Consider the following 25514-nt stretch of genomic DNA (forward strand, 5'->3'; position numbering starts at 1 on the left):
AAGGTTAGGCTGCTTCAAGCTGTCGTCTGTATCTTGCAGGCGGCAGCTTGTTTAAGTTCCATTGGCCTCGATAATGATTGTAGTAGATCATGTAGCTCTTTACTTCTTGCTTAACCTCCTCCAGAGTCATGCATGTTTTAAAATTGGTTTCATCTTTAAAATGCCCAAAGAAGGATTCTTGTGGAGCGTTGTCCCAACAGTTTCCTCGCCGTGACATGGATTGATTGAACCCCATTTGTTTCACAAGCTTTTGGAACTTGGGGCTTGTATAGTGAAATCCTTGATCCGAATGAATCAAGGCATCCGAAGTCAGATGCCTATGCTTTTTGAGTTGTTTCAACGACTCCATTGCAATGTCCAATCCAAGGGAAGCGGAGACTTCATAGGCTAATATTTCATTCGTCTCGGCATCTTTAATCGTTGATAGATAGGCTCGTTTGCTTATCCCATAAGTTAAGTACGTAATGTCGGTTAAGAGAACCTTGCCTGCAATTCCTGGCTTAAAGGCTCGCTTTAACAGGTTGGGACAGGTTCGATGCTCTTGCGTCGCTTTAGCCATACGACGTGCTGGATTTGCTTTTCGAATGGGACAAACGATGTTGTACTTCTGCATGATCCGACGAATGCGCTTAAGATTGTATATGACGTTATACTCAAGTGCGAGCGTCATTTTAATTTGACGTGCGCCTTTGTTCCTCCTACGGTAATGGTAGGCTTTCAGGATGATCGCTTTCACCTTATGGTCGTCCTGTTCCTGCTTTTGACGATGTAGCCTGGCGCTTTCACTACAATAGCGGTAGTAGCCTGAGCGTGAAACACCAGCAATAGCACAAAGAACATGCACCTTGCCTTGGAAAGAGCAGGTATGCATCATCTGTTGAATCAGTTCGAATTTTTGTCGTGTACGGAGTTGGATTTTTTTCTTCTCATCTGCCTTTCGAGGTGATCGAGCTTTTTTAAGAATTCATTCTCCGCTTCAAGCCATTTCATTTTTGCTTCCAAACGGGCATATTTTTCTTCAAGACTTAATTCACGGTTTAGAGGACGGCCTGAAGCGTGTTTTCTACCATCCGTTAATCCAGCAGATCCTTGTTCCTGAAATGCCGTACGCCACCGATTGGAAGCCTTTTGAATCCGGGTTGCACCCAAAACGTCAATGGGGAAGCCAGCTTCCTGAAAGATTTCACTGGGAAGCGTACCTTGACTATGTTGTTGAATAAATCGTTCTTTGAATGCATCCGTGTATGTAATCGCTTTAGCACTAACATTTCTTACATAGGGATTTCTTCTCAACTGATCTTGCTCTTGCATTGTAAAGTGTTTTTTTGACATTTGCTTGACCACCGCTCGTTTTTTATTCATTGTACACAAAAAAGACCCTACAAGATGACCTTTTTTAAGTGTCCATCTTATAGGGTACATTTTAGTTAGGGGACATCCTTTTTTAATTGAACAATGAACTTCTTCGTTACATCTAGCACGCCTTACACAGAACGCTTCAAGAAAGTCACAGCCATAATATAGTTGCTCCAATCATCGGAGTCACGACCATACTCACTTTCAGCCATAGTGCAGGCACACGTTTCGTAAATTTCGCTCCAACGTATGAACCGGACATCGTGCCGATTACAACCAGCAATAGCAACTGCAAGTCCAGATAACCGATCCTCATATATCCGGCTCCGCCAGCCAAAGCTATGGGAATGATGACCAACATCGTTGTTCCAGCGGCATATCTCATAGGCATATTCAACAACAGCATAAGTCCTAATTGGATAAAGGGCGTGGAGCCAATACCGAACAGTCCGGATAACATACCTGTAACTACCCCAATCAATAACGAATATACCCAGTAACGCAGACCTTTTCCGAGTATGACAGTCTGTATTTCAGAACCAGCAGGGCGCCGCGAAACAAGAATCAAGCGAAGCCACAGCGCAAGTCCTGATGCAAAAAGCATAAAAGAAGTCAGCATACCAAGCCGATCCTCAGGAATATAGGATGACCATCCTGAGCTTACCCAGGCTCCTGTTGCACCGGCCAGACCAACGATCACACCGGTTTTGAGCATTGCATTACCTTCCCGGTAATGACTGATTGAACCCGAGAGCGAGGAGAAAAACATCGCAGCAAGCGCCGTCCCGAGAGCAACATGAATAGGATATCCGAATGCAACCGTCAGGATCGAGATAATGAAACCGGAACCTCCTGCGCCAACAAAACCAAGAAGAAGACCTAGCAAAAACATAACAAGCACTATATTTACCATTAACATAAGATGTCTCCAAACTCTTATTCCCCCGAAAACCATGTCAGACGTTTTCTTGACGAATAGTAATATGAATTCGATTATATCATGCATGAGCAACAAAAGCGGGGGGTTCGCGTCTAACCCTTCATGAACTATTGAATTAAACAGGGAGTGAAATGAATTGCGTTTAATGTATAAAACCATTGCGGCGGCAGCGTTCGGTTCTATGTTGATCTGGGCGGGGAGTGCCAACGCAGAAACCACCTTTGTCGACCTCCAGCATACGCAATGGGCCAAGGATGGTATTCAGTATATGGCCAAAAGGGGCACAGTCGCAGGTTATGGCAATGGCAAGTTCCAGCCACAGACATCCGTAACCCGAGGACAGGCCGTTACCTTCTTGGTGCGTGAACTTTATGCGGATCAGCTTGAACAACCCGTGGAAAAGCTGAAATATACAGATGTGCCGATAACCCATCCTTTTTACCGTGAGATTGCCATCGCTGAGCAACATGGGCTGGCTGGTGGATTTCCAGATGGCTCCTTTCGACCGAATATACCGATTAGTCGGGCCGAAACAGCAGCTTTTTTGACGCGCGCATATCCGCTTCAACAAGGGACTTTGATCGCTAAGTGGACCGATACGGAGAAACATTGGGGGGCGGCACCGATCCAGATTATGAGTTCAAACGGACTCGTTGGAGGTTATCCCGATGGGACGTATCAACCGGATCGGACGGTGACACGAGCGGAATATGCCGTATTCATGGCACGTGTCATTCAATTTGAACGTGAATCGGCGATTCAGGCGAAGGATTGGGACAAGCTCATTTCGTATATGACCGTTAGCGAGCAGGTAGGTCAGATGCTTATGCCCGATATCAGACAATGGAACGGCAAAGCGACAACGACTGTAAACGAGGGATTGAAACTTAACCTTCAAGATCAGCATGTGGGCGGACTTATCCTTTTTGAAAAAAATATCGTGGATGCACAGCAAGTTACAACGTTTACGCATCAAATCCAAAACCAGACTGGCGATATCCCGCTATTTATTGGCATCGATCAGGAAGGAGGGGTGATTCGTCGTATTCCTGGCGGCACCAATCTCCCTGGACAGATGGCGCTAGGCGCAACGGGTGATCCTGCACTGGCAGAAGCAGCCGGACGACTGACTGGAGAAGAGTTAAAAGCGCTTGGTGTTCAGGTTAATTTTGCGCCTGTGCTTGATGTGAATAGCAATCCGGACAATCCCATTATCGGTATGCGATCCTTTAGCTCGAATGCGGAGCTGGTAACCCGGCTCGGCCTAGCCATGATCAAGGGACTTCATCAGTCGGATGTTGTTGCAGGCGTGAAGCATTTTCCAGGGCATGGGGATACATCCGTTGACTCTCACCTGGGATTGCCTGTGCTTACACATGGACGTGAGCGACTGGACGCGGTGGAGTTAAAACCGTTTAAGGCGGCAATTAAGGAAGGTGTCGATATGATAATGACGGCACATATTGCCTTTCCGGCGATAGATAACGAGCAAGTAACCTCACGCAAGGACGGTACACCGGTTCCGCTTCCAGCTACACTATCTCGTAAGGTGTTAACCGGCTTGCTTCGTGAAGAGTTGCAGTATAAAGGTCTGATTATTTCCGATGCTTTCACGATGAAGGGGATTAGTGAGCATTTTGGTGAAACGGAAGCCGTTAGGCGTGCCGCTGACGCGGGTGTAGACATCATACTCATGCCACAAGATGTGTCCAATGCTCATCAGGCACTCATTCAAGCTGTGAATAACGGAACACTTTCTAAAGAACGGGTGCATGAGGCGGTAAAACGTATTTTGACGGTGAAATCGAAATATCATCTGTTTGAGTCTGGTCCATCTCTGACACAAAAGTTAAATAAGTTGAAAAGCATCATCGGATCTGATGCTCACCTTCAGGTGGAGCGTAGCATTGCGGAGCGCGCAGTTACGGTTTTGGCTGGAGCGGATGGCAAGAGCGTAGAGACAATTCGAGCCAGTGATCGAGTCGTCATCGTGGCTTCTGATGCCGATCAGGCTGAGCAGTTGCAAAAGCAACTCAAGCAAACCGCTGGTAATGCTTCCATTGAAACGGTGACGGTTGTTTTGAATTCGAATAATATGAAAACGGTGCTCCAGACCGTAAACAAGGCCGACTATGTTCTTATGGCTTCGTATCAATTCCGCAACGTAGCAAGTCAGTTTCGTTGGGAAGAGATGCAGTTATTCATCAACGAACTGAACCAACGCCAAGTCCGTTATACGTTGCTGTCTCTTGGCAATCCCTATGAGATGCTTCATTTGCACAATGTACGTTCAGCCCTTGCTGTGTATGGTAAACAGGAGCCCAACACGCTTGCTGTTATCAAGGTACTGCTAGGAAAACTTGAGGCAAAAGGCAAACTTCCAATCGATTCCGGACAGTCCGGCGAATAAACCGAATCGGATCACATTAGAAAAGATCAAGTTTCATCGTCGAAAAACCTTGCCCCTGAATAGAATCAGGTAGCAAGGTTTTTTACGCTTTACAGTGTGGCAATCGCTGAAGTTATCCACGCGTTGCCTTATTCATATCTTTGCTCTCGTAGACGCCATTTACCAGGCATGATCCAATTATTCCGTACCACGAACGATGGGATTCTCCAATTCCACATGCCCCATCAGGCTCTCGCTTTGTTTTCCATCTACCAGAAGCTGAATGCTTTGGATGTCTTTAAACTGAAACATGGTTTGTTTCAACGTATCCAGGAAAAGAAGTTCGCCGCCAGAACCGAGTCTGGCTTCGTCGGGAATATGAATATTTAACGTAAGTACGCCGTCGGCTTCGTGAAACTCAAGTGATTCCAGCCCGATGTCACTCCACAACGAGATATACTCCGGGTCATCCGAGCGCTGCATCTCATCAAACGCTTGTGTATATTTCTCGTTATTGTTTGAAAATTCAATTTGAGCTTTTTTGGTTTTGACTTGCGTGAGTTCCGAGTCCACATAACCCACTTCAATTTCCTGTGATTCTTTTTTCTCGGCATCTGGTGCAGAGGGGGAAGAGCCGTTAGATGGAGTCGTATTAGGTGCAGGCTCCGCATTCCCAGGGTCTGTAGCCGGTTTATTGCCGCAACCGGCAAGGATGAGCAATACAGCCGTAAGATAGAGCAGGAGCATAATATTTGTCTTTTTTTTCATCAAAGCACATCCTTATCTTCACATTCAGTTCTCAATTACATTCACTGTTCATTGCGATTGGTGTAAAAACTCCTTGATTCCATCCACGATAGCCTGAGCTGCTTTATTCTGAACACTGTCGGAAAGCATTGCTTGTTCTTCAACGAGATTGCTTAGAAATCCAATTTCAAGCAGTACAGCGGGCATCGTTGTATTGCGAAGCACTTCCAAATTGCCGTTCTTAACCTTGCGATCCTTAAAGCCTAACGCTTCTATGAGATGTCTGTGTACGATATCTGCCAGTTCTTTACTGCTGCTTCGTTTGTAATAGTACGTCTCGGTGCCTGTGGTCTGTGGTGAGGCTTTCACGCTGTTTCCATGGATGGATACAAACACATCCGCGTTTAACGTGTTAGCCAGCTGCACCCGCTCTGGGCGGGTAGGGTAAACGTCTGTGTCACGTGTCATTACAACTTCAATATCCGGCTCCTGAATTAGAAGAGCTTGAACTTTGAGAGCTAGCGGCAACGTGAAATCTTTTTCTTGTGTGTTGGAGATGCCGATGGTGCCTGGGTCTTTGCCACCATGCCCGGGATCAATGACAACGATTTTTTTGCCACCTTCATTTCCAACGGGGCTGATTGGAACGCCGATCGTAGGTGTAAGCGCTAAGTCAAGAATTAGTTTGCCACTGACATATTGAGAACTGACCTGCACGTCGCTCAAATTATTCAACTCAATAACAACTCTAACTTGAGCCGGATCATTTTTGAAAAGGGCATATCGAACTTCTGTTACATTCTCAATACCGCTAACATCAAGCTTACCCATCGTGCCCTGCTGTAATGTTGACCCGATATCTCCAAAGGTGGTATTCGGCAGATCAACCACGATACGATCAGGATTGGATAGTCTGGTGATCTGTGGCGTAACCTCTTTGTCAACAGATACAACAAGCTGCTGATTAGCAAAGCTGAGATCATTAACTTTGCCCCATACGATGTTATTTCCTACGCCTGGAACAGTGGGTGCAGGGGATGGCTCAGCAACAGGAGGAACTTCAGTGCTTGTCAGGCCAACAATTTTTTCTTTGTTATTCCAGCTTACGGACAGTCCCATCTCTTCACTAACAAAACGAAGGGGAACAACGACCGTATTTTTGATTAATTTCGGTGCCGTGTTCAGAGTTACTTTTTCATTCTGAACCCTAGCTTCTTTCTTGCCTACGTTGAGAGACAGGATCTTGGCATTTTGTTCAATGCTCACATTCTGACTCTTCTGATCCCATTTCACGTTGAATTTCAAATTCTCAGCAACAACACGAATGGGAATCATGACATTGTTGTTTACATTGACAACTTCGACATCTGACGGCAACACAAGCTCCTGACCGTCCAATATAATTTTAGTTTGCGGGGCAGCTTGTCCCACATTGGGCAGGACAATCAGAAAAAATAAACTGAACAAGAGTACACTTACGAATTTTCTCATTTCACACCTCAATTTAATTATGCTTGTGACAATATTCTACATTTATGCGAATTGTTCCTGCTACGTGCTTCATTCTTTTTTAATAAATTACATCCTATTTTGACGTAGCAAGGGAAGACGTGGAGACCAAGCTACGACAGGAATTATGAGTTAAATACCGGCTTCTCGCGATGCGAATATTAATGAATTTGGATGAAAATGACATTGACAGTCAACCAGTTTTCCAAAATAATAGAATGTAATTGAATACTGGTACCTTTAATTCAGTCCAGAGAGGCTGGCAAGGGCAGCGGATTTTGTAATCACGCGAGAATCAGAGCATTTCCTGCACAGGAATGTTCTGTGTCTTCGCGCGGATTATGATGCATAAAGAGGCTACTTGTCAGCGTATAAGCGTGACAAGTAGCCTCTTTTTCTGCTTTTTTTATGGTATCAGAACACTTTTAACTGGAGGGTTTCTGATGAGCAAACAAGATCAAGAGTTTTCATGGCAAGAGGTGCCGAAGGCACAGCGCAATCATTTCTGGAAGACGTTATCCGTCATGCTTGGATTCACGTTTTTCTCGGCTAGTATGCTGGCTGGTGGGACACTTGGTGTCAGCCTCACCTTTATGGAATTTATGGCGATCGTGCTGGCGGGTAATCTGGTGCTTGGCATCTACACCGGGGCGCTGGCGCATATCGCTGCCAAAACAGGATTGTCCACCCATTTGCTGGCGAAATATTCGTTTGGTGAAAAAGGATCTTATCTGCCTTCGTTCTTGCTCGGTTTTACACAGGTTGGATGGTTCGGGGTTGGGGTAGCGATGTTTGCCATTCCGGTTGCCAAAGCGATGGACTGGAACGTATACCTGCTTATCGTTGTATTTGGTCTGGCGATGACCGCATCCGCGATCTTCGGTATGAAGTCTCTTGTTATTCTTGGTTATATTGCAGTACCTGCCATAGCGATTCTCGGAGGGTACTCCATGTTTGAGGGAGCTGGCTCGCTGGGCGGGCTACAAGGGTTGCTGGATTACACGCCAACACAGACGCTTACCGCGGCCGCAGCGCTCACCATCTGTATCGGTTCTTTCATAAGCGGCGGGACGCTCACGCCAGACTTTGCACGTTTCTCCCGGACGTCGCGGCAGGCGGTTACGGCGACGGTGATTGCATTTTTCCTCGGTAACTCACTCATGTTCTTGTTCGGGGCTGTCGGCGCAATGGCGTACAATCTGGCTGACATATCAGAAGTTATGTTCCTGCAAGGGTTACTTATTCCAGCAATTATCGTACTGGGCCTCAATATCTGGACAACCAACGACAATGCTTTATATGCTTCGGGTCTTGGTTTTGCCAACATTACGAAAATATCGAAAAAATTCTTTGTTATCGTTAACGGGATCATCGGGACCGTATTTGCGATGTGGATGTACAACAACTTCGTGGGTTTCCTGAATGTGCTCGGCGCAGCAATTCCCTCGATTGGAGCAATCATCATTGCGGACTACTTCATTGTAAAACGCACATCGTATGCACCATTTGCCGACATGAATTTCAAAAAAGTAAACTGGGTTGCTATGGTTGCATGGGCTATAGGTGTAGCATTTGCGCAACTGGCTCCCGGTGTAACACCGCTTAATGCGCTTATCGGTACAGCCGTAGCGTATGTAATCCTCATGGCTATCGTGTCCATGACATCATCCAAAGAAAAGGGGAAAACACATGATTATACAGAACGCAAAATTGCGGGGTAAAGAAGGCCTCTGGAATATCGTCGTCAGAGACGGGAAGTTTGAGCAGATTACACAAGATCCACAGCCAGCTTCGGGTACAAATGAAGAGACGCTGGATGCAGGCGGAGCACTGGTGTTGCCACCATTCATTGAACCACATATTCACCTGGATACAACGCTGACAGCAGGGGAGCCGGAGTGGAATCTGAGTGGTACGTTGTTCGAAGGTATCCAGCGCTGGTCGGAGCGAAAAGCATTTCTGACCCATGAGGACGTGAAAACACGTTCCAAAACAGCTTTGAAATGGCAGATGGCGCAAGGCATTCAGCATGTGAGAACACATGTGGATGTGACAGATCCAAGCCTGATCGCCGTTAAAGCGATGCTTGAAGTGAAGGAAGAATTGGCACCGTACATCGATATTCAATTGGTTGCTTTCCCGCAGGAAGGCATTCACTCTTATCCAAACGGTGTGGAGCTGCTGGAAGAATCACTTAAAATGGGTGTGGACGTTGTCGGCGGCATTCCGCACTTTGAGTTTACACGTGAGTATGGCGTTGATTCCATGAGAGTTGCTTTTGACCTGGCTGAAAAATACGACCGTCTCATTGATATTCACTGTGATGAAATTGATGATGAGCAATCCCGTTTCATTGAAGTTGTTGCCAAGGAAGCGTATGAACGAGGGCTAGGCTCACGTACTACAGCAAGTCACACCACTGCAATGGGGTCATACAACGATGCATACACGTACAAGCTGTTCCGGCTGCTCAAGATGGCCAATCTGAACTTTGTATCCAATCCGCTGGTGAACATTCACCTGCAAGGACGCTTTGACACGTATCCGAAGAGAAGAGGGCTGACACGAGTGAAGGAGCTGCAGGAAGCGGGCTTGAACGTCTGCTTCGGCCATGATGATATCTTCGATCCATGGTATCCGCTCGGTACGGGCAATATGATGCAAGTGCTTCACATGGGTATTCACGCTTCACAGTTGCTGGGTTACGACCAGATTGTTAATTCCATCGATCTGATTACGAAAAATAGTGCCAAAACACTGCACATTGAAGATCGTTACGGTATTGAAGAAGGCAAGCCAGCAAACTTCATTATTATGGAAGCAGAGAATGAATACGAAGCGGTGCGCAAACAGGCAGCGGTTCTGTACTCCTTCAGAGAAGGACGTAAAATTGCGGAAACAAAACCGCGTGATACATCCATTATTCTGGATGGAAGCGTAGAAAAGGTTACCTTTAATAAATAGTGTGAAAGTTATCTCCTTGATACAGGTTTAAACCCTCTATGTTCTAGGTGGTGTTGACTCTGTATCAAGGATTTTCTTTTTGGGATCGAAAAATAAATAGGATATATTGTAATAATTTGAATTTACTTCAATATAATCATCGTTTATACTAGATTCAACCCGGGCGAAGTGCTAGAAACATCATAATGATAGAGTTTAATCTATTCATCTATGTAAGCGCTTTTATCGGAAGGTGATTTTGGTTAAGAGAGGAGGCAGAGCGAAGTACGGCAGTAAGCCATTTCGATTGAATCATAAAGAATATGATGTTAACCAATTAACTGGAGGTGTATTCATGTTTAAATCCAAGCTCATTAAAGCTGCCATGTCTGTTGCCCTTTTAGGTTCGTTATTCGCTATTCCGCCACTGCCTTCTGCGACTGCGGCCGATGCCCGTTGTCCTAACGGTTATGTAGGTCTGACTTTTGATGACGGCCCTTCCAACAATACCAACAATATACTTAATGCACTGAAACAGTCGGGTCTGCGCGCTACCATGTTTAATACCGGACAAAACTCGCAAAACAATCAAGCTTTGGTTCGTGCGCAGGTATCCGCCGGCATGTGGATTGCCAACCATTCCTATACACATGCGGATATGACGAAGCTGAATACTTCTCAGATGGCATCTGAGATTACACGTACACAGCAGACCATTCGTTCCATTACTGGTTCATCGCCTTCACTCTTCAGACCCCCCTATGGTGCTACCAACGCAACGGTGAAATCGGTCATTAGCCAGAACGGTTTGAGAGAAGTGTTGTGGAATGTCGATTCACAGGATTGGAATGGGGCGAGTGCCTCCCAGATAGTAGCTGCGGTGAATCGTATGGCAAGTGGAGATGTTATTCTGATGCATGATCAGTACCAGACAACACTTCAGGCTATTCCTCAAATTGCTCAAAATCTGAAAAACCGAGGCCTGTGTGCCGGTATGATCTCTCCATCCACCGGACGAGCTGTTGCACCGGATGGGGCAACCAACAATCCACCCGCAACGACGGTAAGAATCGAAACAGAAAATATGACCAAGAGTGGACAGTATACTGGCAATATCAGCTCTCCGTTCAACGGTGTTGTCTTGTATGCGAATAATGACGCCGTGCGGACGACGCATAACTTCTCAAGCGGGACGCATTCATTCGCATTGCGAGGTGCGTCGAATAATGCCAATATGGCCAGAGTGGATCTAAAGATTGGCGGGCAGACGAAAGGTACATTTTATTTTGGAGGCAGCAGTCCCGCAGTGTATACGCTGAATAATATCAGTCATGGCACCGGAAATCAGGTGATTGAGCTGATCGTAACAGCAGATGACGGTACATGGGACGCATATCTCGATTATTTGGAAATAAGTTAGTTTGTGAATCAACCCGTTTAAAGCGGGGCACTTTACCGTTAATGTTAATATGAATGGGCTATTTCAATGACACGCACTTGGTAGTGTGTTGTCAGCGAAATAGCCTTTTTTGCGTATTTTGCAAGCGGAGATAAAAAAAGTGAAAACAAAATGTGACCAAATGTCGTCCGTAAGAGTGTTTAGGGTATAAAGGAGGGCACAACAACCATGCAGCAAACCATATCCCAACCAAGTGATGAAGTCACGAACATCTATGATACATACGCGGATACGCTGTTCCGGATTGCAATGGTTCACCTCGGCAGGCGGGAAGACGCGGAAGAAGCCACTCAGGATACGTTCATTAAATGGATGGAAAAAGCGCCTGCGTTCAACGATGCGGAACATCAAAAAGCATGGTTGATCCGAGTAATTACCAATCATTGCAAATCCCTGCTCCGTAAAGGCTGGCGTAAACGGGAAGTCAAGCTGGGAACCGTGGAACCCGTCATGATGGATAATCCTGAAGATCAGGCTTTGATTGAACTGGTGTTGTCTCTGCCCGTGAAATATAGATCGGTAGTTCATCTCTATTATTACGAAGACTATGGCATCCGGGATATTAGCCAAATTTTAGAGATTAGTGAATCAGCTGTGAAGATGAGATTACAACGGGGGAGACAACTATTAAAACTGGAGCTTGAGGGGGAGGAACAACCATGAACGAACAACAATTCAAACAACGATATAAGAAAGCGGTGGATCAGATGAAACCAGATGACCAGATGAAAAAAAGAATCGAACAGAACGTGAATGTCCAGCGTCAACCCACGAAACGTCCTCGTAAATCGTTGTACATCGTCGCAGCAAGCATTGTTGTCGCCGCCAGTATCGGACTTGCAGCACCAACCGTCTGGCAGCAATGGGGTGGAACGACTGCACCTGCAAAAGAGACTGCGTTAAATAATGGAGAGGTTAACCAAGGAAAGGTTACCAAAGGAGAGACTGCGATCAAAACTGAAAACTCAAATATTGTTCCCGTCGAGATTCCGAAGATTGAGTTACCCAGTGATGATAAGAATGTTAAAGCAAGTATGATCGGATTAGTTGTTTATCATGGTAACGTCTACACCGAATCTGCGACAACGGTGGATGCTGCAGATGCCTTGGCGCTACGAGGTGAGAAACTGGGCAAAACGACTGGTGGCATCCATGAGCTAAGTGGTAAGGATGACTACAAGGATCTGGCCTCGACGATTGGTACAGCAGATATTTACACCGTGAACGGATACGATTCTGATTTTCGGATTATGTCTTATACGGAAATAGACGGACAAGTTTACGCCCAATTGTTCGATAAAACCAATGGTATGTCGATTAGCAGCGGCACCGATCTAATTGGCAAGCTTAACATCGAGGGTCATGTGACTGCAGCGCAGTGGGAGAGCTTTGATAGCTGGAATAATGGGCTGGGGCAGCTACAGCAGCTTCCGGCAGACGAGTCACTGAACCGTTTTATTGAAGCATTGTACAAAGCAACACCAGTTGCAACAAGTTCTGAACTGGAAGAACGTCTCTATGGCAAAGAAGATCGCAAAATGATTTATTTGACCCTGAAAGATAAAACAAAGGTTCAGCTTGTGTTGTTCGGTGAGGAAGGCATGGTGCGTTACGGTCATGTACCTGTATTTTTTGAAGTAGAGCAGGGGGTATTTCAGCAATTATGGAACAGTTTGAGTAAATAAAAGGATTATCAAAATTCATCTCTAAATTTGATGAGGGCAGCCCTAGCCGGGTGCCCTTTATAATACATGAATTGTCAGAAAGAGAAATTCAGCTTATACTGTCTCGGTTTTCCCCGTGCCTGCATTCATATTTCTTTGACCCCATAACACCATCGATTCAATTAAAGGAACGAGTTCTTTGCCAGATAGTGTGAGTGAATATTCGACTCTTGGCGGAATTTCGTTATATTGCTCCCGATGCACGATTCCGTATTGAATCAAATCTTTCAAACAATTGGTTAACATCGTTGGTGTGATGCCCGGCAGCCTTCTTTTTAATTCGTTATATCGAATAGCGTCATCTTCACTTAGAATCGCCAGAATTGGCAGATTCCACTTGCCACCAATCACTTGAAATGCATAAGTAGCCGGACAGAGTTGCTCAAAATTAAAATCATACTTCACACAAAAACCTCCAAGCCAAAGTTGTTGTTCCGGTCCATTAGTATACTTTTTGATACTTAGTCAGAAAAAGAATCGTACTTGTTCTGTAGATTGTAGATATTATAATCATACTAACACAAAGTCAATTCAATAGATAAGATCAAAAAGGATGGGATAATGATGAGTAATGAATCCATGATGTGTGATTTGGAAACGGGTATATGTGGTGTAAGTGATGAAGAAGAAATGCAAGTGATTAATCTAAAGCAGGAAGAGAAACAAATAACACTTTATTATGCTACAGACCCCATTTGCTCACACTGCTGGGCACTGGAACCTGTGTTGAATCGTTTTATAGAAGAGTACGGTCATTATTTTAATGTGGAGACCAAAATGGGTGGTTTGTTAGCGAGCTGGGAAGGGTTCTCTGATGGGGCAAATGGCATTTCGAAACCTGCAGATGTGGCAGGGCATTGGAGAGAAGTAGGTGAGCACTCACGGATGCCGATTGACGGTTCCGTTTGGCTTGAGAACCCAATCCAGTCATCCTATCCGCCTTCTCGTGTGTTTAAAGTCATAGAGCGCATGTATCCTGGGAAAGAACAAGCCTTTCTAAGAGTTGCACGTGAAGCCGTATTTGCGATGAATCGAAATATTGGAGAAGATGATGTGCTGATTGAGCTTGTGAATGGGCTAGGGCTGAATGGAAAAGAAATCGTGGCCAGTGCTGCTCAGCAATCTGCACAAGACTTGTTGGAAGAAGACTTTGAGATGACTGCTCGGCTAGGCGTAAGAGGTTTCCCATCTATTATTATTGTCAACAAGGAGCAGCAAGGCATTAAAGTGGTTGGGGCTCGCCCTCTGGAAACCTACGTTCAAGCGCTACAGCAGATTCTGGGTGATGCGCCGAAGCCGAAGAAGATTGCTACATTGTCTAACAAAATCAAAGAAGGACATCTTCTGTTCTCTAGAGAAATTGAAGTACTGTATGACGTAGAGAAGGATCGTGTGGAGTCATTTGTACAATCTGAATTAGAAGAGGGCACCTACCAAGTAAGGCATATCTTAAATGAAATGGCTGTTCAGCGGGTGTAACTGACTCAGGAAAAAGATAGAAATAGAATTAGTACATTTATCCATGTGTTATTGCAAATTTCTCGAGGTCTGTATTCAAAAAAAGTCACATTAATACATGTGAATATGAGTTGGTTAATATATGAAGTGTATCTCTGATCTGAATCCACATCGTAAAATAAATGTATTTTATTAGTTCACTTGGTCTGATCTGATATTGAAGTAAAAGCAGCTACCTTGGATGGTAGCTGCCTTTTTCAGGTTATCTGTTTTTAAATAAATAGACCGCTTTAAAACAGGTTCTTGAAATATACCAGATGATCCGTCCATTCCTCATGTTCATAGATAAAACCTTTGCGAATACATTCAAACTCCAGACCGACACTTTCAGCCAGCTTGATAGAGGGCAGGTTATCCAGGTTGATATGTGCTTCCAAACGGTGGAATTTTAAAGACTCGGCTGCAATACGGAGGACCTGACGCACTGCTTCTTTGCCGTATCCTTTTTTCCAGTGCTGATTGTGAATCGTGTACCCAAAGCTCGCCCACTGAAAAGGTTCTCTCGCCAAGGTGGCAATATCGATCATGCCCAAGTGGGTGCCATCTTCTTTGCGGAAAACCCCAAAGACATATACTTTATCGTTAAACGCCAGTTCCTGATGTCTTGCTACCAGACGCTCGAACCATTCTAATGTACATTCGCTCATATCCATTTTTCCAGGATCGTGTCGATGCTGGGAAGGAGAACGGCTCTCGAATTCGTGAAGCCAGTTCTCGTAATCTTTATCTTGTAGTGGGCGGATCACGAGTCTTTCGGTTTCTGACATATAATCGAATTTATTTTTAATATTACTCAATAGAACATCTCCTTAAGCTATGTATCGTTATTAATCGTTATGAATTGCATGTCTCTCTGTCGGAGGACAGAAGTATCTCTAGTGTAACACAGATCATTTCTAATATTGGTTGGATAATCTCTCAAGGATTCAAACTCAATCAATGAGCAATCAGCTAATATCATTAACACGGCATATCACGGCTAAGCTAGATAATGCAATAGCCCTAAAGGGTGATTGTGCCTATTTTCACGAAGTTGTCAGAAAGAGTTGAGCCTTTCTTGAACGTTTAACAACGAAGACGTATCAGCGATTGAATTGCTTAAAATTAAGGATATAATAATTTTGATTAATAGGTTTAAGCCAATGATTAAGACGCTTTGTGATTAGAGAAGAAGAGACATCCAACCTTGGATAGCGTTCAAGGGTTACAGGATTAAATGCACGGGACATGTGGCAACCTATCCTTGTATTTTGGTTTGTGATTTTTTTCTCATAATGAATCGAATGGAATTTGAGAGGAGGCAATACAAAATGGCAGTCGATACGGTGTTATGGAGCAGACTCGTAACGGGTCTGACACTTGGATTTCACGTTATTTTTGCAACACTTGGTGTGGGTATACCTTTGATGATTGCGATTGCTGAATTTATCGGTATTCGGAAGAAAGACCCCCACTACATACTTATGGCGAAAAGATGGTCACGAGGTTTTGTCATTTCGGTGGCTGTGGGGGTGGTGACAGGTACAGCGATATCGCTACAGCTGGCCCTGGTGTGGCCGAATTTTATGAAGCTGGCTGGTAATGTCATTGCATTGCCGCTATTTATGGAAGTGTTCGCCTTCTTTTTCGAAGCGATCTTCCTGGGCATTTACCTCTATACATGGGATCGATTCAAAAACCCGTATATTCACTGGCTACTTACAATTCCGGTTGTTGCCGGGGCAGGGATGTCTGCCGTTTTCATCACAACCGTGAACGGATTCATGAACCAACCGGAAGGATTTGTGATGCAGGCTGGTCAATTTACAGCGGTTAATCCCGTGCAAGCCATGCTGAATACAGCAACGTTCTCTAAAGTGTTCCATGTCTTAAGCTCGGCTTATCTGACAGGAGCGGCTTTGCTCGCCGGGATCGCGGCTCTTGCGATGTTGAAGAGAGGGGGATCTGCTTACCACAAGAAAGGCCTAAACCTGATGATGGCCGTAGTTCTGGTATTCAGTTTGCTGAACACACTTGCTGGAGATGTATCTGCAAAGTTTTTGGCTGAACACCAACCGGAGAAATTGGCAGCAGCAGAATGGCATTTTGAGACAGAGAGCGGCGCGGATTTGATCCTACTCGGCTGGCTGAATGCAGAACATGAGATTATAGGCGCGTTACATCTGCCCAAGTTGCTCAGCTTTCTGGCCTTTGGAGACTTCAATGCAGAAGTCACCGGGCTGAACGAATTCCCACCCGATGAACAACCGCCACTACTGGTGCATTATCTATTCGATCTAATGGCTGGCATCGGATTTGCTCTACTCGCCATCTCCAGCCTATATTTCCTTTTTGTGTTATGGAAGAAGCGTAATCCGCTGAACAAATGGCTGCTTGGCCTAGTTGCACTCAGCGCACCGCTTGCTTTCCTCGCTGTAGAGATGGGCTGGTTCTATGCCGAAATCGGGCGGCAGCCATGGATTATTCGTGGGTACATGCGTGTCGAAGAAGCCGCCACATCTTCTCCGAGTGTGCGAATTTTATTTTTTGTTTTCTTGCTTTTGTATATCGTGCTTGGTGTAATCTGCGTTCTCGTGTTGAAACGTTTGTTCAATAACAATCCTGCTGAGCTAGAAATGGAGAAATGGTTACAAGCGAAACAAGATAAGACTGCGGCGAATACTGAGAATGGAGGACATGCCTAATGAGTTATGAGTTGATTGGTATTTCGGTGCTCTGGCTGTTCCTGTACGGATATTTGATTGTTGCATCAATCGATTTCGGAGCTGGATTTTTTGCCTTTTATGCACGTCTAACGAAACAGGATCATCTGATTAACCGTTTGATCTCTCGTTATCTATCGCCCGTATGGGAGATTACGAATGTATTTTTTGTCTTTTTCTATATTGGTATCGTTGGCTTTTTCCCAGATACGGCCTCTTATTATGGCGCAGCCTTGATCGTTCCCGGAAGTATCGCCGTTATACTTTTAGCAATCCGTGGCTCGTTCTATGCCTTTGAAAATTACGGTTCCAAGAACAACATCGTGTACCTGTTTTTATATGGGGCAACGGGTTTGTTGATTCCGGCATCTCTGTCCGTAGCCCTGACCTTGTCAGAAGGTGGTTTCATTCTGAAGCAGGGAGAGGCGGTTTCACTGGATTACTGGGCGTTATTCACCAACCCGTTATCCTGGAGCATCGTTGGACTAGCGATTGTTTCTGTATTGTTTATCAGTGGAACTTTTCTAACCTTCTACGCCTCACGGGCTGAAGATCAAGGTGCCTTGAAGCTCATGCGGAATTATTCCTTATTTTGGAGCACACCTACGATTATTCTGGCGCTGACTGCATTTATATATTTGGGTCAGCACAATGAACGCCATTTTCAAAATATGATGGATCTCTGGTGGCTGCTCGCCTTATCCGTCGCTTTCTTCATAGTTGCCATGTGGCTGCTGTATAACGAACGCCGCTACGGACTTGCTTTTATTTGCATCATGCTACAGTTTTTCTGTGCGTTCTTTGCCTATGGCATCGGTCAGTACCCATACATCCTTGATCCGTACATCACGATTCAGAGCAGTGCTACCTCGCCAGCTATGGGTTTCGCATTGGTTGTCGTCTTTATCGGAGGATTATGTCTGCTCATTCCATCTCTGATTCTGGTGTTCAAACTGTTCCTGTTTGATGCGGATTATGTCAAAGGAAACAAATAAAAAGGAGGGTCGCCCTGTGAAAAGGCAAAGGAAAGAGCGAACCAAACAGCAAGGAAAACAGTCGGGTCGGCAAAAATCGATTCTGATTCAACAGCAGATGTCTTTACTTCGAAAAAGTAGACTTCTCCTTATGGCCTTTTCACTGGCCCTTGGTGCAGCGATTATAAGCCAGGCTGTATTTATGGCAGAAGCTGTACAGCGTATTTTTGTAGAAAAGGCGTCCTTATCATCGATCATGCCACTTCTCGGGTTATTACTTACCGTTATGGCTCTACGTACGCTGTTAACATACGGCAACGGCAAAGTTGGTTTGCATATGGCTGCACGTGCCAAAACCAATATTCGTGCCAAGGTGTTACAAAATCTTACCCACACTTCCATGTTCTCTGCATTGCAGGGACAGACAGGAGGCAAGGTCAGCGTTGCCCTGGACGCCATCGATGAGGCGGACAGCTATTTCAGTCAGTACATGCCCCGTATGATGGAAGCTTCGATGATTCCGATTGTGATTCTGGTTGTTGCCTTCACGCTACATGCCAACACAGGCTGGATTCTGTTGTGTACAGCACCGTTTATTCCATTGTTCATGATTCTCGTTGGTTTGCAGACCAAGAATAAATCTGAAGAAAAGTATGCACAGCTGGCGGAGTTTTCCGGTACGTTTCTCGATTCGCTGCAAGGTCTGGTGACACTGAAAATATTCGGACGGGTGAATCGTCAGCAACAGGAAATCGAACGCAGCAGTCTGGGTTATCGGGATAGCACGATGAGCATTTTGAAGATTGCTTTTACGAATACGTTTATGCTTGAAGCGATTGTCATGTTAAGTATCGGTATCGTTGCGTTAGAGCTTGCCATTCAGCTACTTGTGTATAAATCAATGACCTTTCATACCGCTTTTCTGTTGTTGTTGCTCGTTCCCGAGTTCTACAGTTTGTTAAAAAATACAGGTACCGCCTTTCACAGCGGTCGAACAAGCATGGGCGCTATTCGTAAGGTGGAGCAACTAATTGCGGAAAACGAACAACGAAAAGAGAATTCACAGCCTAAGGAAGTTGAGAAAAAGTCGTCACATCAGCAATTATTGACCGGACCTGCGTCAACGAAGTCAGATATGCCTTCATTCATTGAATTAAAAAATGTCCGGTTTCACTATGTCCCAGGTTCGTTTGCACTTGAAACGGGACATGTATCGATAAAACCAGGAGAAAAGCTCGCCATTGTTGGTCCAAGCGGCTCAGGTAAAACAACCTTATTAAGCCTGATCTCCGGTTTGTTACATCCAACCTCGGGAGAAGTTTGTATTAACGGAAGACCGCTTGTACAAATAAACGAGGCCGACTGGTTTAAACAGATCAGTTATATTACACAGCATCCCTATATTTTTGCAGGCACATTAGCTGAAAATATAGCTATAGGTTCAGGAAGCGCTGAACCCCGTGCGGAGATAGAAAAAGCGGCTGAACAAGCTGGACTCATTTCACTAATTGCTCAACTGGATAAAGGATTGGATACCCCTGTTGGGGAAGGAGGACGTGGACTTTCTGGGGGAGAAAAACAAAGATTAGCTCTCGCTCGCGCTTTTCTGAAAAAGCCTGCCCTCATACTGTTTGATGAACCAACAGTTGGCCTCGACCTTCGCACCGAACAAATTCTACAGCGTTCTATCGCAGCATTGTCGGAACAGGCCACGATCATTACGGTAGCGCACCGATTATATACGATTCAGCAAGCGGACCAGATTTGGTTCATGTCAGATGGTGTACTCGCAGATTCGGGAACACATCAGGAGTTGTTAGAACGAGTGCCTGTGTATGCCGAGATGGTACAAATTCAGAGAACAGGAGGGATCGCATGAAAGAGTTAGCTGTTCTGTCCAAGGCGATGATGCAGGAGCGCAAAGATATTTTGCTCTCTATATTATGTGGATTCATTGCAGGTACAGCAGGTGTAGCCCTTTTCTCCGCAAGTGGATACCTCATCTCGCAAACGGTATTTGCACCGCCACTGTACACCTTGATTGTTCTAACGTCGATGGTCAAACTGCTTGGATTCGTACGAGCGGCTAGCCGTTATGGGGAGAGACTTGCTTCTCACCGGGCAACCTTTTCTATCCTCAGCCGTTTACGAACCTCATTTTTTGCCAAGCTTATACCGGTTACGCCTGGAATTTTGAACAAAAACCGAAGCGGGGATCTGCTGGCACGAATCGTAGGAGATGTAGAGAGTTTACAACATTATTTTCTGCGTGTTGCTTATCCTCCTATTATGGTGGTGATGGTATTCTTGAGCACCGTCCTGTTTACAGCGATTTTTTCATTCTGGATTGCGTGTTTAATCATCGTTGGCATGTTGATTACAGCTTTTGTTGTTCCAAACCTGGTGCTGATCGGTCAACGGAAAATCAACGAACATGTACGTCAGCAACGGGCAAAGCTATCTACGGAGGTAACTGAAGTATTGTATGGTTTTCGTGATTTGAAAGTATATGGACAATTGGCAGGGCGTGAACAGCAACTTCAGCAGGATTCGGCTGAACTCGCAACGCAGCAACAAAGAGCTGCTACACAATTGGTGCTGGGACAATCCATGCATATTTTTGTCACCTATCTGGTCACATGGGGTGTGCTGGTAATCAGTGCTTTTCTCATTGCAGACGGAGTCTTTGCCGGAGTTTATCTTGCGATGTTGATTCTGGCAACACAAACGATGTTTGAAGAATCCGCAGCAATGGCCGTGTTACCAGCGTATAAGTTGGACAGTGAACATGCTGCGAAACGTTTGGCTGAGACGGTGCTTGAACCGCAGACCAATGGACATATTAGTCAGGCTCATTCATCTAAAACCTATTTATCTCTGCAAGTCGATGCAGAAGTGGAAGCGGCAACGATCGAACTGTCTCATGTTTCTTTTCAATATGAAGGGGAATGGAGATCTGCGCTAGATGACGTATCGCTCTACCTTGCACCTGGATCCAAAACGGCGATTGTCGGGCCAATCGGCTCTGGAAAATCTACGATTTTGGATTTACTTCTCAAGCTACGGACACCTGGTGCTGGCAAAATAAAATTCAATGACATCTCGGTGAATGAGTTGAATGAAAAATGCATATGGCAAAATACCCATGTTGTGTTGCAACAGAGCCACTTTTTCCGGGGAACGATTCGGGATAATTTACTACTCAGTGGCGAGTCTTACTCGGATGAATATGTGGAAGATATACTCCATCAAGTTCAACTTTCTAATACATCCTTGGACGACAACGTATACGAAAAAGGAGAAAACCTGTCCGATGGTGAGAAACAGCGGCTGGCTCTGGCCCGTGCCATGTTGCGCAAGGGCAGGTTATGGTTGCTGGACGAACCAACCTCTTCGCTGGACTATGTTACGGAAGCACGTGTGTTACAGAACTTGTTGACACAGGCGGCTGAAGACACGTTGCTACTAATCTGTCACCGTCTGACAGGGCTTGAACGGATGGATCAGATTGTGGTCATGGATCAAGGCCAGATTGTCGAAACAGGTTCCTTCGAGGAGTTGATGGAGCGTAAGGGTTATTTTTACGAAATGAAGAAGATTGAACTGCAGATGATTGGAGAGCAAGGAACTTAAGTCTATAAAGAAAAGCCGCACTTAAGCGGCTTTTTTGCGTTAGATTCGAAACTACCAAACGGCTAAATGGTTACTTTGCTCCAAACTATTGTAAATACAACGATCCATTACGAAGGATTGCTTGAAAGCAATATTCACGTCATACATATATACTAAAGGTAACTAGTCCAATCATGTGAGGAGGTTCGGTTGAAGTGAGGAAAATAATGCAGTTCCCGCTCGTATGGATGTTTACAGGTGTTATTCTCCTGGGCCTGTCCGGCTTCATGACCCAAAAGTTGTTCGTTGATTCGCAAGGCATACTGTCGATTATGCTGGCACTTGCAGGGGGGATCGTCTCCATTGCGGTCTACTGGTTTGTTATGAAATTCATGGCAGGGCGCAACGTACAGGAATTACAACTTCGTAGGGCAGGAACTGAGTTGGTATTAGGCTCGGGAGTTGGTCTTATCTTGATTGGGGTTTCTGTCGGGATCATCACGTTGCTTGGTGGATACAGCTTTACATGGTCAGCGACGAACGCGATTGGTTCTATTTTGGCTTTGGCGATTGGTGCGGCCATTGTGGAGGAATTGATCTTTCGCGGCCTATTCCTGCAAGCAATTGAAAAACGACTTGGAAGCTGGTTTGCTTTGGCAATAACTTCACTATTTTTCGGTTTGGCTCATCTGCCAAATCCCGGAGCAACACTTTGGAGTTCAGTTGCCATTGTCATCGAAGCAGGTATTTTGCTCGGAGCCGGGTTTCTGTGGCGACGTAATCTGTGGTTTGTCATGGGACTTCATTTTGCATGGAATGCACTGGAGGGAATGCTGGGAATACCGGTGTCGGGCATAGCGACACAAGGTTTTTTTGATGTACAGCTATCCGGGTCGCCTTGGTTGACAGGTGGAAGCTTTGGACTGGAGGCATCCATTGTACCGATCATCGTCAGTTTGCTGATCGCCATCCCCATGCTGATTAGCGCGTATCACAAAGGAAATATGAGATTCAAAAAATAGGCAAGCACACCGTACTTTTTTTCGGGATTTTTGCAAAATACGTACGCGAAGGGTGAACCGCTATATGGTTTTCCCTTCTTTGTGATGTTTCCGTACATTCATAATTTCAGACATACATAAAGGATTATAAGAAATTGAAAATTAATCTTGACCTTAGGTCAGACCTAAGGTTTATGCTAACTATAGATAAGAGAACAAAGGTGGAGTTTACATGAATGAAATAAAAGATGGAATTACGATTAGCGAGCTGGCTAAGCTCTTGCAAGTATCCGTGCACCAGATTCGTTATTTTGAAAAAAAAGGAGTGCTAACCCCGGCATATACCGGTGAAAATCAATACCGAATGTATGGAATGGATGAGGTGTACCGTTTAGCTCATATTTTATTGCTGCGTAAGATGGGCTTTCGTTCAATTACCTAAAATTATACAAAAAGACCTGGTACTTCTGGTATAATAGTAATTTCTATAAAGGTATCTTGATTATCCGTTCTACAAGTAATCCATCATGAAAGGAATGAAGGCCGGGGGTGAGTAGGTGGGAAATTGTTTCTTATGTTGCTATATTTGTTTACATGCTTGTGATGTTGTTGAATGACCAATCGATTTTTCTAGTGTTAGGTACAGTGCTGGTTGCTGGACTCATTATGTTTAGCATTTTTGTTTTATATCCTATGGTCTGGGAAACGCGTATGGATCGGTTAGAGGTTTTTTTACGAAGAAGACAACATGCACCTTATATTTATATTATTTATGCGACAGCCAACAGGTTGGATGAAGAAGTTGAGCTCACGATGGAAAAGCTGATGAGCAATACATCAGCCAGCAAGTCGACGAAGGCCAACTATCAGGCAGCATACGGTGCTTACCGGAAGGATCTGTTTACCGTGAGAAAAGCGGTACGCGAGATGCGTAAATCGGTTTATCGTACATACTATGAAACGTTTGTCCTGATCGAAGAAGGAGAGACTGAACGAGCCAGAGAGCATTTAAGTTCCATTAAAAGAGAGTGGATGCGATTTGCCCTTCTAGCCGAAATTGAGCGTAAGCTGAATCATTACAAGGAAGCAGAAGAGTTGGCTGCGCAAGCCGTACAAGCTAGTAGAGGAGTTCATCGATACGCGATGACGAAAGAATACGAAAGATATTACACTAAAGAACAGCAGGCACAATAATAGAAATTGTTTTCAAGGAGAGAGGAAGTTCATATCACAGCGAGGACGATGTAAGCATCGTCTTTTTTTCGTTTTATTGAGCAATAGTCTTCTATCGAAATTATGGGGCTTTACCCTAACGTATACGTTATGGTTTATAATGTTCTCAGGAAGGGGAGGTACGCATGATCCTGATTGGAGAATTAGCGAAAAAAACAAATATCAGCAAAAGAACACTTCATTATTATGAACAGATCGAATTGTTACAACCGACACTTATTACGGAAAACGGGTATCGATACTATGATGAGAGTGCTATTCTTCGCCTGCAAAAAATTCTTCTGTTGAAGTCCATCGGCTATACATTAGAACAGATTAAAGAATTGTTTCAGAACCAAGAAAATAAGGGAGACCATGAAAATTGGGTGGCCTCTTTAAACGAACAAATAGAGCTAATTGAACAGAAAAAAGAAGAATTAAGCCGAAAGCAATATTATCTCAGATCAACCCTTCATACGTTAAAATTTGCAGGAATGAGCAATCTCGAAAGTTTATTGCAAATTATTTCCCAAATGGAAGATCGGCCGCTCTCTGAAGGGATAATTCGTCCCGAATACAGCGATGATTTACAGTTAACATCAAGAGAAACGGATATACTGAATCATCTGCCTATACTCGGGAGTAACGATCCGCGAATGGAGGGACTTTTAACTATTTTCCAACGTGTACGATCCTTGATGCCCTCATCTCCCCATTCTGAAGAGGTCCAAGTCGTTGCGAGGCAATTGTATGAAACAGCATTAGAGCTGTTTGATCATGATGAAAAACTACTCGACAAGTATTGGGAACTTATCAATCCAAGAGATGCGTCTGAGCCTGTAGTCATGGGCATGGATCATGAATTCATGTCCTATGTTGATGAGATGATCCGCTTTTTTCTAAAACAAAGAGAGGACATTGCTAATGAAGGAGATTAAACAAAACAAGACAAAAATTAAAAACATCTGGATTCTGTTATTGCTCTCCGGTCTGCTTATAATATTCTCAGCTTGTGGAATGACAGAAGATGTAGTGAATGATGAACTGGATCGTGAAAAGTCAAAACAAAATACAGCACATGAGTCGGATGGCATCGTCGTTGAGGTGCTTGTTGAAAGTGATGTTAATTCGGCATCTGATCTGGAAGTAGAGATCAATGCTCGAAAAAATCCGGAGAGTGTATATTGGGATACGATTGAAGTTCCGTACAAAGATAGATTTGTTATTCCAAAAGATACGTTTATTCCGCTGCTTTCAACTCACGTTAGGGCAAAAGCAGATGACAGTGCAAGCTGGATAAGCTGTTCCATTTGGTATGACGGGGAGTTAGTTGCATCTCATAAGTCGCGAGGGAGCGATGCGAAGGCTGTCTGTGAGAAGAAGTTCCAGCTGGGGCCAGGATAACTTCGTTCGTAGATGGAGGTCCTG

21 protein-coding genes and 1 pseudogene are annotated in these 25514 nt (G+C 44.7%); 16 read left to right on the top strand and 6 right to left on the bottom strand.

Annotated features, from left to right (window positions below):
- Positions 1 to 4: 4 nt before the first annotated feature.
- Both MKY23_RS14300 and MKY23_RS14305 read right to left on the bottom strand, forming a co-directional pair.
- A protein-coding gene (locus MKY23_RS14300) for an IS3 family transposase (RefSeq protein WP_260511209.1) occupies positions 5 to 1332 on the bottom strand; the annotation gives its coding sequence in 2 pieces (ribosomal slippage) (positions 5 to 963 and positions 963 to 1332; 1329 coding nt in all).
- 175 nt (positions 1333 to 1507) lie between these two features.
- The gene (locus MKY23_RS14305) at positions 1508 to 2275 is read right to left on the bottom strand and encodes a sulfite exporter TauE/SafE family protein (protein WP_154985326.1); all 768 of its coding nucleotides are present in this window, start codon (positions 2273 to 2275) and stop codon (positions 1508 to 1510) included.
- 166 nt (positions 2276 to 2441) lie between these two features.
- Here MKY23_RS14305 and MKY23_RS14310 point away from each other — a divergent pair, with 166 nt between their 5' ends.
- Positions 2442 to 4706 (top strand): glycoside hydrolase family 3 N-terminal domain-containing protein, encoded by a 2265-nt coding sequence (locus MKY23_RS14310; RefSeq protein WP_339839064.1) that lies wholly within the window; start codon positions 2442 to 2444, stop codon positions 4704 to 4706.
- A 177-nt stretch (positions 4707 to 4883) separates the two neighbouring features.
- Here MKY23_RS14310 and MKY23_RS14315 read toward each other — a convergent pair whose 3' ends face one another.
- Positions 4884 to 5453, bottom strand: a complete 570-nt coding sequence (locus MKY23_RS14315; RefSeq protein ID WP_339839067.1) for a GerMN domain-containing protein — start codon at positions 5451 to 5453, stop codon at positions 4884 to 4886.
- Between the two features lie 48 nt (positions 5454 to 5501).
- Positions 5502 to 6923 (bottom strand): N-acetylmuramoyl-L-alanine amidase family protein, encoded by a 1422-nt coding sequence (locus MKY23_RS14320; RefSeq protein WP_339839070.1) that lies wholly within the window; start codon positions 6921 to 6923, stop codon positions 5502 to 5504.
- A 461-nt stretch (positions 6924 to 7384) separates the two neighbouring features.
- Here MKY23_RS14320 and codB point away from each other — a divergent pair, with 461 nt between their 5' ends.
- From codB to MKY23_RS14345, 5 genes are all read left to right on the top strand, one after another.
- Positions 7385 to 8662 (top strand): cytosine permease, encoded by a 1278-nt coding sequence (gene codB / locus MKY23_RS14325; protein WP_339839074.1) that lies wholly within the window; start codon positions 7385 to 7387, stop codon positions 8660 to 8662.
- Positions 8631 to 9905 carry a cytosine deaminase gene (locus MKY23_RS14330; RefSeq protein WP_154985332.1) on the top strand — a complete coding sequence of 425 codons (1275 nt, stop codon included), beginning with the start codon at positions 8631 to 8633 and terminating at the stop codon, positions 9903 to 9905. The genes codB and MKY23_RS14330 overlap by 32 nt, the downstream gene beginning before the upstream one ends.
- 334 nt (positions 9906 to 10239) lie before the next feature.
- Positions 10240 to 11304, top strand: coding sequence for a polysaccharide deacetylase family protein (locus MKY23_RS14335; RefSeq protein ID WP_154889021.1), 1065 nt, complete (start codon positions 10240 to 10242; stop codon positions 11302 to 11304).
- Positions 11305 to 11511: 207 nt separating this feature from the next.
- Positions 11512 to 12006, top strand: a complete 495-nt coding sequence (locus MKY23_RS14340; RefSeq protein ID WP_090916020.1) for a sigma-70 family RNA polymerase sigma factor — start codon at positions 11512 to 11514, stop codon at positions 12004 to 12006.
- On the top strand, positions 12003 to 13028 hold the full coding sequence (locus MKY23_RS14345) for a hypothetical protein (protein ID WP_339839083.1): 1026 nt from the start codon (positions 12003 to 12005) through the stop codon (positions 13026 to 13028). Before MKY23_RS14340 ends, MKY23_RS14345 begins: the two co-directional genes overlap by 4 nt.
- Positions 13029 to 13121: 93 nt before the next feature.
- Here the strand turns inward: MKY23_RS14345 and MKY23_RS14350 are convergent, their stop codons facing one another.
- Positions 13122 to 13472, bottom strand: a complete 351-nt coding sequence (locus MKY23_RS14350) for a helix-turn-helix domain-containing protein (RefSeq protein WP_154959093.1) — start codon at positions 13470 to 13472, stop codon at positions 13122 to 13124.
- Positions 13473 to 13631: 159 nt separating this feature from the next.
- On the opposite strand from MKY23_RS14350, the gene MKY23_RS14355 reads away from it, so the two are divergent.
- On the top strand, positions 13632 to 14546 hold the full coding sequence (locus MKY23_RS14355; protein WP_253500148.1) for a DsbA family protein: 915 nt from the start codon (positions 13632 to 13634) through the stop codon (positions 14544 to 14546).
- A gap of 269 nt (positions 14547 to 14815) precedes the next feature.
- Here MKY23_RS14355 and MKY23_RS14360 read toward each other — a convergent pair whose 3' ends face one another.
- On the bottom strand, positions 14816 to 15352 hold the full coding sequence (locus MKY23_RS14360) for a GNAT family N-acetyltransferase (protein ID WP_090916506.1): 537 nt from the start codon (positions 15350 to 15352) through the stop codon (positions 14816 to 14818).
- Positions 15353 to 15895: 543 nt separating this feature from the next.
- Between MKY23_RS14360 and MKY23_RS14365 the strand changes: the two genes are divergently transcribed.
- The 9 genes and pseudogenes from MKY23_RS14365 to MKY23_RS14405 all read left to right on the top strand — a co-directional run bounded on the left by MKY23_RS14365 (position 15896) and on the right by MKY23_RS14405 (position 25490).
- Positions 15896 to 17269 carry a cytochrome ubiquinol oxidase subunit I gene (locus MKY23_RS14365; RefSeq protein ID WP_339839087.1) on the top strand — a complete coding sequence of 458 codons (1374 nt, stop codon included), beginning with the start codon at positions 15896 to 15898 and terminating at the stop codon, positions 17267 to 17269.
- Positions 17269 to 18282, top strand: coding sequence for a cytochrome d ubiquinol oxidase subunit II (locus tag MKY23_RS14370; RefSeq protein WP_339839090.1), 1014 nt, complete (start codon positions 17269 to 17271; stop codon positions 18280 to 18282). The genes MKY23_RS14365 and MKY23_RS14370 overlap by 1 nt, the downstream gene beginning before the upstream one ends.
- A 97-nt stretch (positions 18283 to 18379) precedes the next feature.
- Positions 18380 to 20140, top strand: coding sequence for a thiol reductant ABC exporter subunit CydD (cydD, locus tag MKY23_RS14375; RefSeq protein ID WP_339839439.1), 1761 nt, complete (start codon positions 18380 to 18382; stop codon positions 20138 to 20140).
- Entirely contained in the window at positions 20137 to 21894 is a 1758-nt protein-coding gene (gene cydC / locus MKY23_RS14380; protein ID WP_339839093.1) for a thiol reductant ABC exporter subunit CydC, read from the top strand. Before cydD ends, cydC begins: the two co-directional genes overlap by 4 nt.
- 194 nt (positions 21895 to 22088) lie before the next feature.
- Complete coding sequence (locus tag MKY23_RS14385; protein ID WP_261769266.1) at positions 22089 to 22895, top strand: type II CAAX endopeptidase family protein; 807 nt, start codon at positions 22089 to 22091, stop codon at positions 22893 to 22895.
- Between the two features lie 220 nt (positions 22896 to 23115).
- Positions 23116 to 23295: pseudogene (locus tag MKY23_RS14390) on the top strand (MerR family transcriptional regulator); the annotation flags it as partial.
- A gap of 173 nt (positions 23296 to 23468) precedes the next feature.
- Positions 23469 to 24068: a hypothetical protein gene (locus tag MKY23_RS14395; protein WP_339839098.1), complete on the top strand. Its 600-nt coding sequence runs from the start codon at positions 23469 to 23471 to the stop codon at positions 24066 to 24068.
- Positions 24069 to 24232: 164 nt separating this feature from the next.
- Positions 24233 to 25024 carry a MerR family transcriptional regulator gene (locus MKY23_RS14400; RefSeq protein ID WP_339839101.1) on the top strand — a complete coding sequence of 264 codons (792 nt, stop codon included), beginning with the start codon at positions 24233 to 24235 and terminating at the stop codon, positions 25022 to 25024.
- Positions 25011 to 25490, top strand: coding sequence for a hypothetical protein (locus MKY23_RS14405; protein WP_154889000.1), 480 nt, complete (start codon positions 25011 to 25013; stop codon positions 25488 to 25490). Before MKY23_RS14400 ends, MKY23_RS14405 begins: the two co-directional genes overlap by 14 nt.
- Positions 25491 to 25514 lie beyond the last annotated feature (24 nt).

The organism is Paenibacillus sp. FSL R7-0272 (assembly GCF_037969905.1).
Taxonomy (GTDB): domain Bacteria; phylum Bacillota; class Bacilli; order Paenibacillales; family Paenibacillaceae; genus Paenibacillus; species Paenibacillus polysaccharolyticus.